The organism is Mycobacterium sp. NPDC004974 (assembly GCF_053600815.1).
Genome location: NZ_JBSGAQ010000005.1, coordinates 276998 through 293836 on the forward strand (window position 1 = coordinate 276998; position 16839 = coordinate 293836).

At 66.9% G+C, this 16839-nt stretch carries 16 protein-coding genes and 1 pseudogene; 9 read left to right on the plus strand and 8 right to left on the minus strand.

Annotation, left to right across the window (positions count from 1 at the left end; genetic code table 11):
- Nucleotides 1–15: 15 nt before the first annotated feature.
- Nucleotides 16–1833 (plus strand): annotated as a pseudogene (locus tag ACWEFV_RS14685) (DEDD exonuclease domain-containing protein); the annotation flags it as partial.
- Here the strand turns inward: ACWEFV_RS14685 and trpD are convergent.
- Nucleotides 1771–2865, minus strand: a complete 1095-nt coding sequence (gene trpD, locus ACWEFV_RS14690) for an anthranilate phosphoribosyltransferase (protein ID WP_286175062.1) — start codon at nt 2863–2865, stop codon at nt 1771–1773. The pseudogene ACWEFV_RS14685 and the gene trpD sit on opposite strands and share 63 nt — an antisense overlap.
- A 135-nt stretch (nt 2866–3000) precedes the next feature.
- On the opposite strand from trpD, the gene ctaE reads away from it, so the two are divergent.
- The 5 genes from ctaE to ACWEFV_RS14715 all read left to right on the plus strand — a co-directional run bounded on the left by ctaE (nt 3001) and on the right by ACWEFV_RS14715 (nt 7710).
- The gene (ctaE, locus tag ACWEFV_RS14695) at nt 3001–3612 is read left to right on the plus strand and encodes an aa3-type cytochrome oxidase subunit III (RefSeq protein ID WP_135460124.1); all 612 of its coding nucleotides are present in this window, start codon (nt 3001–3003) and stop codon (nt 3610–3612) included.
- Between the two features lie 11 nt (nt 3613–3623).
- Nucleotides 3624–4457, plus strand: a complete 834-nt coding sequence (qcrC, locus tag ACWEFV_RS14700; protein ID WP_450070794.1) for a cytochrome bc1 complex diheme cytochrome c subunit — start codon at nt 3624–3626, stop codon at nt 4455–4457.
- Complete coding sequence (gene qcrA / locus ACWEFV_RS14705; protein ID WP_167857881.1) at nt 4454–5620, plus strand: cytochrome bc1 complex Rieske iron-sulfur subunit; 1167 nt, start codon at nt 4454–4456, stop codon at nt 5618–5620. The genes qcrC and qcrA overlap by 4 nt, the downstream gene beginning before the upstream one ends.
- Nucleotides 5617–7254 (plus strand): cytochrome bc1 complex cytochrome b subunit, encoded by a 1638-nt coding sequence (qcrB, locus tag ACWEFV_RS14710; protein ID WP_135455765.1) that lies wholly within the window; start codon nt 5617–5619, stop codon nt 7252–7254. The genes qcrA and qcrB overlap by 4 nt, the downstream gene beginning before the upstream one ends.
- A gap of 237 nt (nt 7255–7491) precedes the next feature.
- On the plus strand, nt 7492–7710 hold the full coding sequence (locus tag ACWEFV_RS14715; RefSeq protein WP_450070665.1) for a hypothetical protein: 219 nt from the start codon (nt 7492–7494) through the stop codon (nt 7708–7710).
- Here ACWEFV_RS14715 and ACWEFV_RS14720 read toward each other — a convergent pair.
- From ACWEFV_RS14720 to ctaC, 5 genes are all read right to left on the minus strand, one after another.
- Entirely contained in the window at nt 7700–8362 is a 663-nt protein-coding gene (locus ACWEFV_RS14720; RefSeq protein WP_450070666.1) for an LpqN/LpqT family lipoprotein, read from the minus strand. The genes ACWEFV_RS14715 and ACWEFV_RS14720 overlap by 11 nt on opposite strands.
- Before the next feature lie 113 nt (nt 8363–8475).
- Entirely contained in the window at nt 8476–9057 is a 582-nt protein-coding gene (locus tag ACWEFV_RS14725; protein ID WP_450070667.1) for a DUF2561 family protein, read from the minus strand.
- Nucleotides 9057–9935, minus strand: coding sequence for an MmpS family transport accessory protein (locus ACWEFV_RS14730; protein WP_135455790.1), 879 nt, complete (start codon nt 9933–9935; stop codon nt 9057–9059). The genes ACWEFV_RS14725 and ACWEFV_RS14730 overlap by 1 nt, the downstream gene beginning before the upstream one ends.
- Nucleotides 9936–10120: 185 nt before the next feature.
- Complete coding sequence (locus tag ACWEFV_RS14735; protein ID WP_135455791.1) at nt 10121–10540, minus strand: cytochrome c oxidase subunit 4; 420 nt, start codon at nt 10538–10540, stop codon at nt 10121–10123.
- Between the two features lie 12 nt (nt 10541–10552).
- Nucleotides 10553–11590, minus strand: a complete 1038-nt coding sequence (gene ctaC, locus ACWEFV_RS14740; protein WP_450070668.1) for an aa3-type cytochrome oxidase subunit II — start codon at nt 11588–11590, stop codon at nt 10553–10555.
- A gap of 190 nt (nt 11591–11780) precedes the next feature.
- Here ctaC and asnB point away from each other — a divergent pair, with 190 nt between their 5' ends.
- Nucleotides 11781–13754 (plus strand): asparagine synthase (glutamine-hydrolyzing), encoded by a 1974-nt coding sequence (gene asnB / locus ACWEFV_RS14745; RefSeq protein WP_135455796.1) that lies wholly within the window; start codon nt 11781–11783, stop codon nt 13752–13754.
- A 91-nt stretch (nt 13755–13845) separates the two neighbouring features.
- Here asnB and ACWEFV_RS14750 read toward each other — a convergent pair whose 3' ends face one another.
- Nucleotides 13846–14820: a carbohydrate kinase family protein gene (locus ACWEFV_RS14750; RefSeq protein WP_450070669.1), complete on the minus strand. Its 975-nt coding sequence runs from the start codon at nt 14818–14820 to the stop codon at nt 13846–13848.
- Nucleotides 14821–14992: 172 nt separating this feature from the next.
- Here ACWEFV_RS14750 and ACWEFV_RS14755 point away from each other — a divergent pair, with 172 nt between their 5' ends.
- A complete protein-coding gene (locus tag ACWEFV_RS14755) occupies nt 14993–15619 on the plus strand; it encodes an Rv0361 family membrane protein (RefSeq protein WP_135455800.1) in 627 nt (208 codons plus the stop codon).
- 20 nt (nt 15620–15639) lie between these two features.
- Here ACWEFV_RS14755 and ACWEFV_RS14760 read toward each other — a convergent pair whose 3' ends face one another.
- Complete coding sequence (locus tag ACWEFV_RS14760) at nt 15640–15996, minus strand: HesB/IscA family protein (RefSeq protein WP_044523587.1); 357 nt, start codon at nt 15994–15996, stop codon at nt 15640–15642.
- A gap of 154 nt (nt 15997–16150) precedes the next feature.
- On the opposite strand from ACWEFV_RS14760, the gene ACWEFV_RS14765 reads away from it, so the two are divergent.
- On the plus strand, nt 16151–16837 hold the full coding sequence (locus ACWEFV_RS14765) for a DUF3043 domain-containing protein (RefSeq protein WP_450070670.1): 687 nt from the start codon (nt 16151–16153) through the stop codon (nt 16835–16837).
- Nucleotides 16838–16839 lie beyond the last annotated feature (2 nt).

A 16839-nucleotide genomic window follows, 5' to 3' on the forward strand; every position in this document is an offset into this window, starting at 1 on the left:
CCTACCGTCATCACCATGGGCCAGCGCAACATCCCCGACGCCGGGCAGCTGGCCTTGAGCTTGGGCACAGGCGTCGACCCCGATGTCGCCCTCTCCCTCGCCGAGACCACCTTCGTCGTGGTGGACCTGGAGACCACCGGGGGGCGAGCCACCGCGAAGGCACCCGGCGACGGTTACGACGCCATCACCGAGATCGGTGCGGTGAAGATCCGTGGCGGCGAAGTGCTCGGCGAATTGGCCACCCTCGTCGATCCGGGCCGCGCCATCCCACCGCAGATCGTCGAGCTCACCGGGATCACCACGGCGATGGTGCGCGACGCGCCGCGTATCGAGTCGGTGCTGCCGGCATTCCTGGAGTTCTGTCGGGGCGCGGTGCTCGTCGCCCACAACGCCGGGTTCGACATCGGCTTCCTGCGCGCGGCCGCTCAGCGGGCGGAGCTCGGCTGGCCGCGGCCCCCGGTGCTGTGCACGGTGAAACTCGCGCGCCGCGTACTGACCCGGGACGAGGCGCCCAGCGTGAAGCTGTCGGCACTGGCCCGGCTGTTCGGTGCGTCCACCACGCCCACCCACCGTGCCCTCGACGACGCCCGCGCCACGGTCGACGTCCTACACGGACTGATCGAGCGAGTCGGCAACCAGGGCATCCACACCTTCGCCGACCTCAAGAACTACCTGCCCGACGTCACGCCCGCCCAGCGCCGCAACCGCTCACTGGCCGACCGGCTGCCCAACAGCCCTGGCGTCTACCTGTTCCGCGGCCCCTCTGACGAAGTGCTCTATGTGGGCACCGCGGTCGATCTGCGGCGGCGGGTCCGGCAGTACTTCACCGGCGCCGATCCGCGGGCCCGGATGAAGGAGATGGCCTCGCTGGCGCGGGTTGTCGACCATGTCGAATGCGCCCACGATCTGGAGGCCGGGGTGCGCGAGCTGCGACTGCTCGCGGCCCACGCACCGCCGTACAACCGGCGTTCCAAGTTCCCGCAACGATGGTGGTGGGTGGCCCTGACCGAGGAGGCCTTCCCGAGGTTGTCGGCGGTGCGAAACCCCGGGCGCCGCACCGCTTTCGGGCCGTTCTCGGCCCGGTCCGACGCCGTGCAGTCGGCAATCCTGCTGGCCCGGTTCACCGGGGTGCGCACCTGCACGGCCCGCTTCGGCGCGGCGGCGACCCACCACTGCCCCGAAGTCGAACTCTCACCGTGCCCGGCCCCCCAAGACGTCGATGCCGGACAGTACGCGGCCGCGGTCCAACGTGCCACCGCGCTGATCAACGGCACCGACCACACCGCGCTGGCGGCGACACTGGCCCACATCGGAGAACTTGCCGCGGCCCGCCGGTACGAGACCGCCGCCCGGTTGCGCGATCACACCGCGGTGGCCATCGAGGCGCTGTGGCGGGGCCAGCGGTTACGCGCCCTGGCCGATCTGCCCGAACTCGTGGCCGCACGCGGCGACGGTAACGGCGGCTGGCATTTCGCGGTGGTCCGCTACGGCCAATTGGCCGGGGCAGGCACCGCCCGGCGCGGCGTGCCGCCGATGCCGGTGGTCGAGGCGATCTGCGCGGCCGCGCAGGTAATCCTGCCCACCGCAACACCATTGGGCGGCGCACTGGTGGAGGAGACCGCGCTCATCGCCCGCTGGCTGGCAGCACCCGGAGTGCGCATCGTGCGCGCCGACGGCGGATACACGACACCGATCGGGGCGGCAGGCCGCTACGCACAGTGGGCGGCCACGGCCCGCTCGGCCCGATTGGCCGCAGCCCAGCAGCAGAACTCAGAACTGCAGGCTGAACCGCACCCAACGCGCGAGCAGTTGTTCGGCCGCACCAGAGTCGATGGCCTCGGTGGCCCGCGCCAGACCGGCCTCCCACGCCGGCACCCACTTGGCGTCGCTGGCTAGACCGGCATGGGCCACCATCGCGCCTGCCGCGTTGAGCACCACCGCGTCCCGCACCGGCCCCTTGGCCCCGCCCAGCACGGCGCGCGCCGATGCCGCGTTGGCCGTGGCGTCACCGCCGACCAACTCACTGATGTCGGCACGCTTGAAGCCGAAGGCTGCGGGGTCGAACTTCAACCGGTCCACCGTGCCGGCCTGCACTCGCCAGATGGTGCTGGTGGTCGTGGTGGTGAGTTCGTCGAGTCCGTCGTCGCCGTGCACGACCAACACGCTGGAACCGCGGGCGGCGTACACCCCGGCCATCACCTCGGCCAGGTCGTCGAACGCACAGCCGATCAGGCCGGCCCGGGGTGCGGCCGGATTGGTCAGCGGTCCAAGCAGATTGAAGACCGTGGGAACCCCGATCTCCCGACGCACCACCGAGGCGTGCCGGTACGACGGGTGGAACTGCGGAGCGAAGGCGAACCCGATGCCGACCTCGGCGACACTGCGGGCCACCTCGTCGGGACCCAGGTCGATCCGCACCCCGAGCGCCTCCAGGGTGTCCGCACCGCCCGACAGCGACGACGCCGCGCGGTTGCCGTGCTTGATCACCGGGACTCCGCAGGCCGCCACCACGATGGCCGCCATGGTCGACAGGTTCACCGTGTTGGCCCCGTCGCCGCCGGTACCGACGATGTCGACGGTCTCGTGACCGATCTGATCGGTGGGCACCCGGCGGGCGTGCGACAGCATGATGTCGGCCAGCTCCCCAACTTCGGTCGAGGTCGGCCGTTTCATCTTCATCGCCACCGCGAAGCCGGCGATCTGAGCCGGGGTCGCCACGCCGGTCATGATCTGGTCCATGGCCCATCCCGCGTAGCCGTTGGGCAGGCTCTGCTCAGTGGTCAGGCGCCCGAGAATGAGCGGCCACGACGGCGCCGCCACCGAGGCGGACGCGGATGAGAACTGAGAAGAAGATGCAGGAGCCACCGCCGAATGTTATCGCTGCGCGGCCATGACACCGGCGCCCCGGCGCCGTGCAGCCGACCCGAGGGCGACGCGTTTGAAGATCAATTGCTCGACCCGGGTGGAGTTCGACAACTACAAAGCGTCATACTTGCGGATGTGACGAGCGCTGTAGGTACCTCGGGAACGGCAATCACGTCGCGCGTTCATTCGCTGAACAGACCAAATATGGTCAGTGTCGGCACCATCGTGTGGCTTTCCAGTGAACTCATGTTCTTTGCTGGACTCTTCGCGATGTATTTCACCGCGCGCGCGCAAGCCGGTGGCAACTGGCCGCCCGAGCCGACCGAACTCAATTTGGCCCTTGCTGTTCCGGTGACGCTGGTTCTGATCGCGTCATCCTTCACCTGCCAGATGGGCGTGTTCGCCGCCGAGCGCGGCGACGTGTTCGGCTTGCGCCGGTGGTATGTGATCACGTTCCTGATGGGCCTGTTCTTCGTAATGGGCCAGGGGTACGAGTACATCCACCTGGTGAAGGAGGGCACCACCATCCCGGGCAGTGCCTACGGATCGGTCTTCTATCTGACGACCGGTTTCCACGGCCTGCACGTGATCGGCGGACTAGTTGCGTTCATCTTGCTGCTGGCCCGCACCAAGATGAGTAAGTTCACGCCCGCGCAGGCCACCGCAGCGATCGTCGTCTCGTACTACTGGCACTTCGTCGACATCGTCTGGATTGCGCTGTTCGCCACCATCTACTTTGTCCGATGATCGGCTGGCCGATGATCGACTCGATGAGAAGGGGTTCGATGACCAGCAAGTCGCGCCGACGACTGCGCCGACGACTGTCAGCAGGTCTCCTGCTGTTGGTCGGCCTGTCAGTCGCAGGTGGTGTTGCGGCCACGCTGACACCCACACCGCAGGTCGCAGTCGCCGACGAATCTCAGTCGGCACTGCTGCGCACGGGTAAGCAACTGTTCGAGACGTCGTGCGTGTCATGCCACGGCGCCAACCTGCAGGGTGTGCCCGACCGCGGGCCCAGCCTGATCGGCACCGGCGAGGCCGCGGTGTACTTCCAGGTCTCGACCGGTCGCATGCCCGCGATGCGCGGTGAGGCCCAGGCACCGTCCAAGCCCGAGCACTTCGACGAGAACCAGATCGACGCGCTCGGCGCGTTCGTTCAGGCCAACGGCGGCGGCCCGACGGTGATCCGCGACGAGAACGGCGCCATTGCCCAGGAGTCGCTGATCGGGTCCGACGTGGCCCGCGGCGCCGACCTGTTCCGGCTGAACTGCGCGTCCTGCCACAACTTCACCGGCAAGGGCGGCGCCCTGTCCTCCGGTAAGTACGCGCCGGACCTCGGTGAAACCAAGCCGGCCCAGATCTACACCGCGATGCAGACCGGCCCGCAGAACATGCCCAAGTTCTCGGACCGTCAGCTGTCGCCGGAAGAGAAGCGCGACATCGTCGCCTACGTCCGCGAGTCGGCTGAGACTCCCAGCTACGGCGGCTACGGGCTCGGCGGCTTCGGCCCCGCTCCCGAGGGCATGGCGATGTGGATAATCGGAATGGTCGCCGCTATCGGCGTGGCAATGTGGATCGGGGCACGAGCATGACCGACAACGCACCGAAGATTCCCAGCGATGACGAGCTGGCTTCGATGTCGCGTGAGGACCTCGTTGAGCTCGGCGGCAAGATCGACGGCGTCGAGACCATCTTCAAGGAGCCGCGCTGGCCGGTCCCCGGCACCAAGGCCGAGAAGCGCACCGAGCGGCTGGTCGCGTACTGGCTCCTCCTCGGCGGGCTCTCGGGCCTGGCGCTGCTGCTGGTCTTCCTGTTCTGGCCGTGGGAGTACCAGCCCTTCGGTTCGGAGGGCGAGTTCCTCTACTCGCTGGCCACCCCGCTGTACGGCCTCACCTTCGGCCTGTCGATCCTGGCGATCGGCATCGGCGCGGTGCTGTTCCAGAAGAAGTTCATCCCCGAGGAGATCTCGGTCCAGGACCGCCATGACGGGCGCTCCCCCGAGCTGCACCGCAAGACCATCGCAGCCAACCTGACCGACGCTCTCGAAGGCTCGACCGTCAAGCGCCGCAAGCTGATCGGCTTGTCGCTGGGCATCGGCCTCGGCGCCTTCGGGGCCGGCACCCTGGTGGCCTTCATCGGCGGGTTGATCAAGAACCCGTGGAAGCCCGTGGTGCCCACCGCCGACGGCAAGAAGGCCGTGTTGTGGACCTCGGGGTGGACGCCCCGGTTCCACGGCGAGACCATCTACCTGGCCCGCGCGACCGGTCGGCCCGGCTCATCTCCGTTCGTGAAGATGCGGCCCGAGGATCTCGACGCCGGTGGCATGGAAACCGTCTTCCCATGGCGGGAGTCGGACGGCGACGGCACCACCGTCGAGTCCGAGCATCACCTGACCACGATCTCGATGGGTGTCCGCAACCCGGTCATGTTGATCCGCATCAAGCCGGCCGACATGCCCCGCGTGGTCAAGCGGAAGGGCCAGGAGAGCTTCAACTTTGGTGAGCTGTTCGCCTACACCAAGGTCTGCTCGCACCTGGGCTGCCCCTCGTCGCTGTACGAGCAGCAGACCTACCGCATCCTTTGCCCGTGCCACCAGTCGCAGTTCGACGCGTTGCACTTCGCAAAGCCCATATTCGGTCCGGCTGCGCGCGCGTTGGCGCAGCTGCCCATCACCATCGACAAAGACGGCTACCTGGTCGCCAACGGCGACTTCGTAGAGCCCGTCGGACCGGCATTCTGGGAGCGCAAATCATGAGCCCTGACCTTGCCAAGATCGCAGCGGCACAAGGCGATGCGATCGATTCCCGTTACCACCCCTCGGCCGCGGTACGCCGCCAGCTGAACAAGGTGTTCCCCACCCACTGGTCCTTCCTGCTGGGTGAGATCGCGCTGTACAGCTTCATCGTGCTGCTGATCACCGGTGTCTGGTTGACGTTGTTCTTCGATCCGTCGATGGCACACGTCACCTACGACGGTGTGTACCAACCGCTTCGGGGCGTTCAGATGTCGCGGGCCTACGAGTCCGCGCTGCAGATCAGCTTCGAGGTGCGCGGCGGGTTGTTCGTCCGCCAGATCCACCACTGGGCCGCACTGATGTTCGCCGCGTCGATCATGGTGCACATGGCGCGCATCTTCTTCACCGGTGCGTTCCGCCGCCCGCGTGAGGCCAACTGGGTGATCGGCTCGCTGCTGCTCATCCTGGCGATGTTCGAGGGTTACTTCGGCTACTCGCTGCCCGACGACCTGCTGTCCGGCATCGGCCTGCGCGCCGCGCTGTCCTCGATCACCCTGGGCATGCCGATCATCGGAACCTGGCTGCACTGGGCGCTGTTCGGTGGGGACTTCCCCGGCGAGATCCTGATCCCGCGTCTGTACGCACTGCACATCCTGCTGATCCCGGGCATCATCCTGGCCCTCATCGGCGCACACATGGCGCTGGTGTGGTTCCAGAAGCACACCCAGTTCCCCGGCCCTGGCCGCACCGAGCACAACGTGGTCGGCGTGCGCGTCATGCCGGTGTTCGCGGTGAAGTCCGGCGCGTTCTTCGCGATGATCACCGGTGTGCTCGGCCTCATGGGCGGACTGCTGACGATCAACCCGATCTGGAATCTGGGCCCGTACAAGCCGTCTCAGATCTCGGCGGGTAGCCAGCCCGACTTCTACATGATGTGGACCGAAGGCCTGGCGCGTATCTGGCCGGCCTGGGAGTTCTACCCCTTCGGCCACACCATCCCCGCGGTGGTCTGGGTCGCGTTGATCATGGGCGGTGTCTTCGGTCTGCTGATCGCCTACCCCTTCATCGAGAGGAAGGTCACCGGCGACGACGCACACCACAACCTGTTGCAGCGTCCGCGCGACGTGCCGGTACGTACCGCGATCGGTTCCATGGCGATCGCGTTCTACATGGTGCTGACCCTGGCCGCGATGAACGACATCATCGCGCTCAAGTTCCACATCTCGCTGAACGCGACCACGTGGATCGGCCGTATCGGCATGGTGGTGCTGCCGGGCATCGTGTACTTCATCGCTTACCGGTGGGCAATCTCGTTGCAGCGCAGCGACCGTGCGGTTCTGGAGCACGGCATCGAGACCGGCATCATCAAGCGCCTGCCGCACGGTGCCTACGTCGAGCTGCACCAGCCGCTGGGACCGGTCGACGACCATGGTCACCCGATCCCGCTGGAGTACCAGGGTGCCGCCCTGCCGAAACGGATGAACAAGCTCGGTTCGGCCGGCTCACCCGGCACCGGCAGCTTCTTGTTCGCCGATCCGGCGGTCGAGCACGACGCGCTCACCGAGGCTGCACACGCCTCCGAGCACAAGGCCCTGACCGCTCTGCGCGAACAGCAGGAGCGAAATGGCAACGGGGAGACCAACGGTCATCACTGACCACTCCCCTAGCTCGAACAATCGCCGCAACCTCTTCGAGAGGTTGCGGCGATTGTCTTTTATGCGGAGGTGCGGAGGTGCGGAGCCGGCTACGACAACGGCTACGGCCAGGTGCCCTTGGGTCCTGAACGCGGTGCAGGCCCGGCGGGTGGATAGGACGTCCTCAGCGCCGAGCCCGGAATCGGAGTGTTCTGCAGAGCACCGAGGCACAGGCCCACACGCCCTGGCAGGCAAGGGATGTTGCCCGAGCCGCCCAAACTGTTGCTCGGGCTGTTCTCCGACCAGCAGACGCCGGTGGTCGGGTCCAGGGTGCTTCCGCCCGGACAGGGAGCCGCCGTCGCCGACGGTGCTGCCCCAAGGAACGCGGAGGCCAGCATGGTGCTGCACAGAGTCGCCAACAGGAGCTCGGATGCCCTGGTTCGGATCTTCATGTCGATGGTCTCCGCTACGGGGTGATCTTGGTCTGCTCGTCGATGATCTTGGCTGCGTCGATCACCACGTCCTTCTGCCCTTCTGGGGCATCAGCGTTGAGCTGCAGCACGAACAATGCGTCGTTGCCGGGGATGACCACGGTCTTCTGGGCGATCACCCGGGCTTCGCCGTCGTGGCTGTAGGTGCCGGCTGACCGGATCGCCTCGAAGCCACCCAACGTGGACTTCTCAGGATCCATGACCGACTTGTAGTCCGGCAGGTTCTGCGTCATCCCGGGGGCGTACTCCAGGACCTCGGCCGCGTCCACGTCGCCGGTCAGCTTCGATGCGATGGCGATGATGGCAGGTGGATCGGCCGGATCCGCCGGTTTGTCGTAGACGATGGCACCGTAGGCCCAGGCGGGCGTCTTGTCCCCCGCGCTACTCCAGTCCGGCGGGAACGGGAAGTCGAAATCCGGTGTGCCGGGCTCGTTGGGCTTGAACGGCGTCTCGGCGATCTTGTTCTCGGTGATGTAGTCGTTGATCGTCTTCTGTGGACCGGTGATGTTCGGCCGCTCCGCCGCGGCGCTCGTGGTTGTCGCGGCGGAGGTCGTCGACTCGGTCTTGGTCTCGGTCCCACAACCGACGAGCGAGACGCTCACTCCCACCGTCACCAAGCCCGCCAAGAGCTTTCTCATGCGCGGCCTCGCCTTCCGTGTCGTTGGCCCATGTCCGCATCTGGACATCGAGGCTACGACCGGCCGGCGCCTTTCGCGGCAAAACCCGCAATGCTGGCCGGCGTCGCGCGAGCTCAGGACGCCGACGCGCCGAGCTGACGCAGCGCCACGATCGGCAGCGCGATGATGCCCGCCGTGACGAGCCCGGCCAATCCGTAGAGGCACCAGGCCGCCACATTGCTGCCGGTGGCCATCAGATAGGTCGCCAGCCCGATGGCCGCGGTCCCCAGGCCGATGGCGCAGACGACCGCCAAGGTAAACCGCAGCCAGATCGCATCGGCGGCCGCTGCGGCCGCACCGTCGCCCGCGGTGTAGCGGCTCATCGCGACGGGCGCGGCACGGTAGCTGCCCCCGATCGGGCGCGGCGAGCGGGCCGGGGGCTGGGGCCGGCGTCCGGGCTGGCGGTTGTCAGCCTGGGCCCGGGCCCGCAGCAGCAATGGCACGGCTCCGGCGATCACCACCACGGACAGGCCGATCACGGTATAGAGCACCCATGGGGTGTCAGCACTTTCCGCGCCCTGCGGGTGACTGCGCCCCAGGTCCACCAGGGCAACGACAGCGGCGACCCCGGCACCCAGCGCGGCGAGCCACACCGCGGCGCATGCGCCCAGCAAAACCCGGTCGGTGTTGTCGAGTTCGCTGATCGGCCCGGACATCAGCAGGCAGTCTGTGCCGAGTTGTTGGCGTTCGACGACAGCACGGTTCCGTCGCTGGCCGTGATCGAGCAGTTCAGCCTGCTGACCAGGAACAGGCTGGACGCCTCGACCGATCCCACATCCGAGTTGGAGATCGGGGTCATTGTGAAGGTCCACGGGATGTACACGTTGCGCAGGGTGCGGCGGTTTCCGTTCCCGTCGACATAGGTGATCGTGATGATGTCACCCGGGGCCTTGGTACCCGTCACCGAGTAGGTGACCTGACGTGGTCCGGCGTGGGTCGTGGTGGTGGTCGGCGGTGCCGTCGTGGTGCTCGGGGCCGGCGCAGGCGCCTCGCTGGACGGCCCAGGCACGGGAGGCGGCGGCTCGGTGACCGTCACGGTCTCCGGGGGCGGCGGAGGCGGTAGTTCCTCCGACGTCGGAGGGGGCGGAGGCGGAGGCGGAGGGGTCGTCGTCGTGATCTCGTCCTGCACCGGCGGCGCCGACGTGGTGGTACTCGGCTGTGGGGTGGCCAGGTTGGTGGTGTCGTCCTCTCGGGTCACCAGCACGGCCACCGAAGCCACCAGGGCGACCGCCGCGACGATCGCCGTGATGCCGACCACCCACGGCCAGCGCGGCGGCGGGGTGGTGTCGACGAGTTCGGTCGCGGGGTCGTAGTCGTCGTAGTCGTAGAGCGCCACGTCGGCAGGCACGTACGGCCCGCTGGTGAACTGCTCCGACTCCGGCGCGGAGTACGCCTGCGAGTAGAAATCCGTCTCGTCGCCATCCGCATCGGCACCGGCGACCTGAGTCGGCTCCTCGGGTGCAGAGTGTTTTCCGGGTTGATCCGGCAAATCAGAACCGGAGGCACCCGGTTCCGGGGGATTCGGCCCGCTCATCTACGCCTATCCTTCTCGACAACTTCACTGCCACGCGGAACGAACGAAACCGTTCGCTGGTGACAGTGCCCCGGCAACATTACCGAACGAGGTGAAGCCGGCGAGTCCGGCGCTGCCGGTGGCGGATGAAGTGACGGCCCGATTGTGACCTCGGTGAGGCCACAATCGGCACGTCGTCGGACGGGTCAGTGCTTCTCAGGACCCCAGTAGTACTCGAAGACCAGGCCACCGACCGCCATCAGCACGAAGCAGATACCGGCGACCATCAACCAGGGCAGCCACAGGGCGGTGCCCACAGCGGCGACGGAGAAGGACAGCGCGATCAGGATCGGCCACCAGCTGTGCGGCGAGTAGAAACCCAGTTCCCCTGCGCCATCGCTGATCTCGGCGTCTTCGTAGTCCTCGGGGCGGGTGTCGAGACGACGCGCCACGAAGCGGAAGAACGTACCGGTGATCAAGGTCAGGCCGGTGGTGAGCGTGAGCGCGGTGGTACCGGCCCACTCGACACCACCGGTGGCGAACATCGCCGTCAAAACGCCGTAGACCACCGCCGACAAGGCGAAGAACGCCGTGAGGATCTCGAACAGTCGAGCTTCAATATGCATTGCGTGTAGCCCCTACTTGCTCGCCTGCGGTGCCTGTTCACCGCGTCGGGTGTCGAACGGGTGCGTGGTGATGGCCACCGGATCCTGGTGGATCGCCGTCAACGCCTCGGCATTGGTCTTACCCGCGTTGCGCTGGTCGATGTAGGCCTTGAAGTCATTGGGCTCGACGACCCGGACCTCGAAGTTCATCATCGAGTGGTAGGTGCCGCACATCTCGGTGCAACGCCCGACGAACGCGCCGGTCTGCTCGATCTCGCTGACCTGGAAGATGTTGTCCGAGTGGTTGGCCGCTGGGTCGGGCATCACGTCGCGCTTGAAGAGGAACTCCGGCACCCAGAACCCGTGGATCACGTCCGCGGAGTTGAGCTGGAATTCGACGCGCTTGCCGACCGGGAGCACCAGAACCGGGATCTCGGTGGAGGTGCCCAGCGTCTCGATCTTGTCGAAGTTCAGGTAGGTGCGGTCCTCGGGGTTGAGGCCGTGCACCGCGCCGACGCGCTCGTTGCCGTGCTCGTCCTTGCCCTCGGGCTTGGACGTCATCGCAGCCTTGCGCTGTTCGTCGGCACCGTCGTACTTGAATGTGCCGTCGGCGTAATTGATCTTCTGGTAGCCGAACTTCCAGTTCCACTGGAAGGCGGTCACGTCGATGACGACCTCAGGGTTGGGATCCTTGTGCAGCATCCGTTCCTGGACCACCACGGTGAAGTAGAACAGCACCGAGATGATGAGGAACGGGATGACCGTCAGCACCAGCTCCAGCGGCATGTTGTAGCCGAACTGGCGCGGCAGCTCGGTATCGCCCTTCTTCTTCCGGTGGAACGCACTCGACCAGAAGATCAGGGCCCACACGATGGCGCCCACCACGAAGGACGCAATCACGGAGCCGATCCACAGCTCTCGGTTGAGTTTGCCCTCCGGAGTGATTCCGGTCGGCCAACCGAGCGCGAGTGCGTCCTGCCAGCTGCAGCCGCTCAGCAAGAGCGCTGAGCCACCCAGGACAATTGTCAACAACGCCGCTCGGGCCACCTTCTTAAGCCCGCGAGGTGTCACGTTGGCGCCTCCTAGATCGGTATTTCGCGACCGCGACGGGTCGTTGTTTTGCGAATACTACGCAGCGTAGACCACGCCGGTCCACGGGAGCGAAGCGACTCGGGAATGGCGTCGCGACAAGAGTTGAACGACTGGGGCAACGGCCCGGGTGGTGGTCTCGTCGACCCGCCGGATCAGACATACTGGCGCGGTGTGCGGACTGCTCGCCTTGGTAACTGCCCCTTCCGAATCCACCCGGGGTGACATCTCCCCCGAGACCGGATCGCGGCTGGTCGACGCCGTGGCGAACGCTTCCCACCTGATGCGTCACCGGGGCCCCGACGAGCCCGGCACCTGGGCTGACACCGGCGACGGACACGACGGCACCGTGGTCCTCGGCTTCAACCGGCTGTCGATCATCGACATCGCGCACAGCCATCAGCCGTTGCGGTGGGGGCCTGCCGACGCGCCGGACCGCTACGTGCTGGTCTTCAACGGCGAGATCTACAACTACGTCGAATTACGGGAAGTACTGCGCTCCGAACATGGTGCGGTATTTCACACCGACGGCGACGGCGAGGCCATCGTGGCGGCCTACCACTACTGGGGAACTGAGGCGCTGAATCGCCTTCGCGGCATGTTCGCGTTCGCGTTGTGGGACACCGTCGAGCGCGAATTGTTCTGCGCCAGGGACCCGTTCGGCATCAAGCCGCTGTTCATGGCCACCGGGCCGGGCGGTACCGCGTTCGGCAGCGAGAAGAAGTCCCTGCTGGACCTTGCCGATGTTCTGAAGCTCGATCTCGACCTCGACGCGCGGGCCGTGCAGCACTACACGGTGCTGCAGTACGTGCCCGAACCCGAGACGCTGCACCGCGGCATCCGCCGGCTGGAGTCGGGCAGCTACGCACGGATGAAGCCCGGCGGCCGCCCCGAGGTGACGCGCTACTTCGTTCCCAAGTTCAATGCGGTGCCGTTCGTCAAGGGTGCCGAGCAGTCCCGCTACGACGAGATCACCGCCGCCCTAGAGGATTCGGTCGCCAAGCACATGCGGGCCGATGTGACGGTCGGCGCGTTCCTGTCCGGTGGCATCGACTCGACGGCCACCGCGGCACTGGCGATGCGGCACAACCCCCGGCTGATCACCTTCACCACCGGCTTCGAGCGTGAGGGCTTCTCCGAGGTGGACGTGGCCGTCGCGTCCGCCGAAGCCATCGGCGCCCGGCACGTCACCAAGGTGGTCAGCCAGGCCGAATTCGTCGAGGCGCTCCCCGAGATCGTCTGGTACCTGGACGAGCCGGTGGCCGACCCGGCCCTGGTTCCGCTGTTCTTCATCGCCCGCGAGGCGCGCAAGCACGTCAAGGTGGTGCTGTCCGGCGAGGGAGCCGACGAGCTGTTCGGCGGCTACACCATCTACCGGGAACCGTTGTCGCTGAAGCCGTTCGACTATCTGCCACGTCCGGTGCGCAAGTCACTGCGCAAGGTGTCGAAGCCGCTGCCGGAGGGCATGCGCGGCAAGAGCCTGCTGCACCGCGGTTCGCTCACGCTCGAGGAGCGCTACTACGGCAATGCGCGCAGCTTCTCCGACGAGCAGCTGCGCGCGGTCCTGCCGGGCTTCCGGCCGGAATGGACGCACACCGACGTCACCGCCCCGTTGTACGCCGAGTCGCAGGGCTGGGATCCGGTGGCCCGCATGCAGCACATCGATCTGTTCACCTGGCTGCGCGGCGACATCCTGGTCAAAGCCGACAAGATCACCATGGCCAACTCACTGGAGCTGCGGGTGCCGTTCCTGGACCCCGAGGTGTTCGCGGTGGCCTCGCGGTTGCCGGTCGATCAGAAGATCACCCGCTCGACGACCAAGTACGCGCTGCGGCGCGCGCTGGAGCCGATCATCCCGGCCCATGTGCTGAACCGGCCCAAGCTGGGCTTTCCCGTGCCGATCCGGCACTGGCTGCGGGCCGGCGAGCTGATGGACTGGGCCTACGCCATGACGGCGTCATCCGGAGCCGGGGAGTACGTCGATCTCGCCGCCGTGCGCATCATGCTCGACGAGCACCGCAACGGCGTCAGCGATCACAGCCGCCGGTTGTGGACCGTGCTGATCTTCATGCTGTGGCACGCCATCTTCGTGGAGCACAGCGTGACCCCGCAGATCTCCGAACCGCACTACCCGGTCCAGCTCTAACCGCGAACAGTCCCCCGCAAGCGGGTGGAGCCCCCAGCAGAATCGCCCCGAAACCGTGGTTTCGGGGCGATTCTCTATCGGTTCGACCGGATCAGGCCAGAGCTTTGCCGATCTCGGCGCCTGCCTCTGCCCCGTAGGCATCGGTCAGGCGCTGCACGGCTTCGGCCGCGTCCCAGGTCCATTCCTGCGGACCCGTCGACTCCAGGACCAGCACCGCGACCAGCGACGCCAGCTGGGCGGAGCGCTCAAGGCCCAGCCCGGCGCTGCGTCCGGTGAGGAAGCCGGCGCGGAACGCGTCGCCGATACCGGTGGGGTCGGCCTGATGCTTCTCGGGCACCACATCGACGTGCACGAACGTGCCGTCCGAGCTGACCAGGTCGACGCCCTTGGCGCCCAGCGTGGTGACGCGCATGCCGATCTGGCTCATCACCTGGGCCTCGCTCCACCCCGACTTCTGCAGCAGCAGATCCCACTCGTAGTCGTTGGTGAACAGGTAGGCGGCACCGTTGATGAGCTTGCGGATCTCCTCACCGGACAGCCGGGCCAGCTGCTGCGAGGGGTCGGCGGCGAAGGCCAGGCCGAGCTTGCGGCACTCCTCGGTGTGCAGGAACATCGCCTCGGGATCGTTGGCGCCGATGATCACCAGTTCCGGCTTGCCCACCCGGTCCACCAGATCGGCCAGGGCGATGTTGCGTGCCTCCGACATGGCGCCGGGGTAGAACGAGGCGATCTGGGCCATGTCCTCGTCGGTGGTGCAGACGAAGCGCGCGGTGTAGGCGCTCTCGGAGATCAGCACGTTGCCGCAGTCGACGTTGGCGCCCTCCAGCCAGGTGCGGTATTCACCGAAATCCTGACCGGCGGCGCCGACCAGCGCGACGTCACCGCCGAGGATGCCGATCGCGAAGGCCATGTTGCCTGCCACGCCCCCGCGGTGGATCACCAGATCGTCGACCAGGAAGCTCAGCGACACCTTCTGCAGGTGGTCGGCCAGCAGTTGCTCGGAGAATTTGCCCGGGAACCGCATCAGGTGGTCGGTTGCGATGGATCCGGTAACTGCGATGGTCACGTGGTGTCACCCCTCATTTCGTTAAGTCGGCTACATAACAGTACCCGCGCGGCCCGGCGGCGATCTGCGCGCACGGTCGCACGTCGCGGGTTGCGCTAACCTGCGTATAACCGTATTCCCGGTCACCGTAGACGGCTGACCAACCTCCAGAACACGCGGGGAGCGCCAATTAATGACTGGTTCTTACCAGTACCCCGAGCAGACTCCGCCTCTCCCATATCCCGAGCAGGTGTCGTCCACGCCGTCCGCGTATCCCGGGACGCTGCCGCCGCCGGTGCCGTACCCGACACGGCGGCGCTGGCCCAAGATCCTGGCGGGGCTGCTGGTGGTGGTCGCGCTTGGAGGTGTGTTGACCGCGGTGCTGGTAGCCGGGCGTCGCAGTCCCGCCGCGCCGGTGGTGGTCTCCGACGCCCGGGCCGAGGCCGCGATCCAGGAATACCTCAACGCGCTGCTCGACGGGGATGAGGAAGCCGTTGCGCGGCACACCCTGTGCGGGCTGTACGACGGGGTCAGGGACCGCAAGGCCGATCTCGCGGTGGCCGGCCTGGCCAGCGACGCTTTCCGCAAACAGTTCAGCCAGGTCGAGGTGACCGGGATCGACGCGAACGTGCCGTGGTCCACCACGCAGACTCAGGTGTTGTTCACCATGCGGGTCGCACCGGCCAGCGGGTCAACACGCGGGCAACGCCCTGTCGATGAGCAACAGCAGGGCGTGGCGCAGCTATTGGTGAAACGAGACGGGAAAAACGAGCAGGTTCTGGTGTGCTCTTACGTGCTACGCACCAGCGGTCAGTACTGACCGCTGGTCGTCAGCTCACGTCAGTTGAAGGAGTCGCCGCAGGCGCAGGAGCCGGTGGCGTTCGGGTTGTCGATCGTGAAGCCCTGCTTCTCGATGGAGTCGACGAAGTCGATGGTGGCGCCCTGGATGTACGGCGCGCTCATCCGGTCCACGACCAGCTTGACACCGCCGAACTCGCTGGTGAGGTCACCGTCGAGGGTGCGGTCGTCGAAGAACAGGTTGTAGCGCAGGCCGGCACAGCCGCCCGGCTGCACCGCGATACGCAGCGCGAGGTCGTCGCGGCCTTCCTGGTCCAGCAGCGCCTTCGCCTTCGTCGCCGCAGCGTCGGACAGGGTCGCACCGTGGGTTTCGGTGGTGCTGGCGTCCTGAACAGTCATAGCTCTCCCTAAGGATCCCGGGGCATCGAGGAAACGCGTGGATGTACCGCGCGTCTACTACCTCAACGGTACCTTGTTCCGACGCTATTCCCGACTTATCCACAGGCCGGGGCATGTGACCGGGCCACCTGCGGCGGGCAGTAACCTGGCTGGCGTGAAGCTGCTGGGCCGTAAGAAGGACAACGAAGGCGAACCCGCCGGGACCGACCAGGTCACGAGCGTCGACGGGGCCGCCGAATCGACAGCCGGCGGCGCCGCCCCGAGCACCGCCCCCAAGGGCAGGCCGACGCCCAAGCGGAGCGAGGCCACCAAGCGGCGCGGCCCGGTCGCGCCCGCGCCCCTGACGTCTGCCGAGGCACGTCAGCGCCGTAAGGAGCTGCGCGGGCCGAAGCTGTCCAAGGAGGAGCGCAAGATCGAGCGGCTCACCCGCCGCGCCGATATGGCCGACCGCCGCGAGAAGATGATGGCCGGCGATGAGTCCTATCTGCTCCCCCGCGACAAGGGTCCGGTGCGCCGCTATGTCCGCGACATCGTCGACTCCCGCCGCAACGTGCTGGGCCTGTTCATGCCCGCCGCCCTGGCGATGATCTTCTTCATGCTCGCGCTGCCCTCGCTGAAGTTCCAGCAGATGCTGTCCTACGCGATGCTGATCCTGGTGGTCATCATGCTGATCGACGGGTTGATCGTCGGCCGCAAGGTGAACCACATGGTGGACGAGAAGTTCCCCGGGAACACCGAAAGTGGTTGGAAACTGGGGCTTTACGCGGCCAGCCGGGCGTCGCAGCTGCGCCGCATGCGGGCGCCGCGGCCCGTCGTCGAGCGCGGCGCCAAGATCTCTTGATG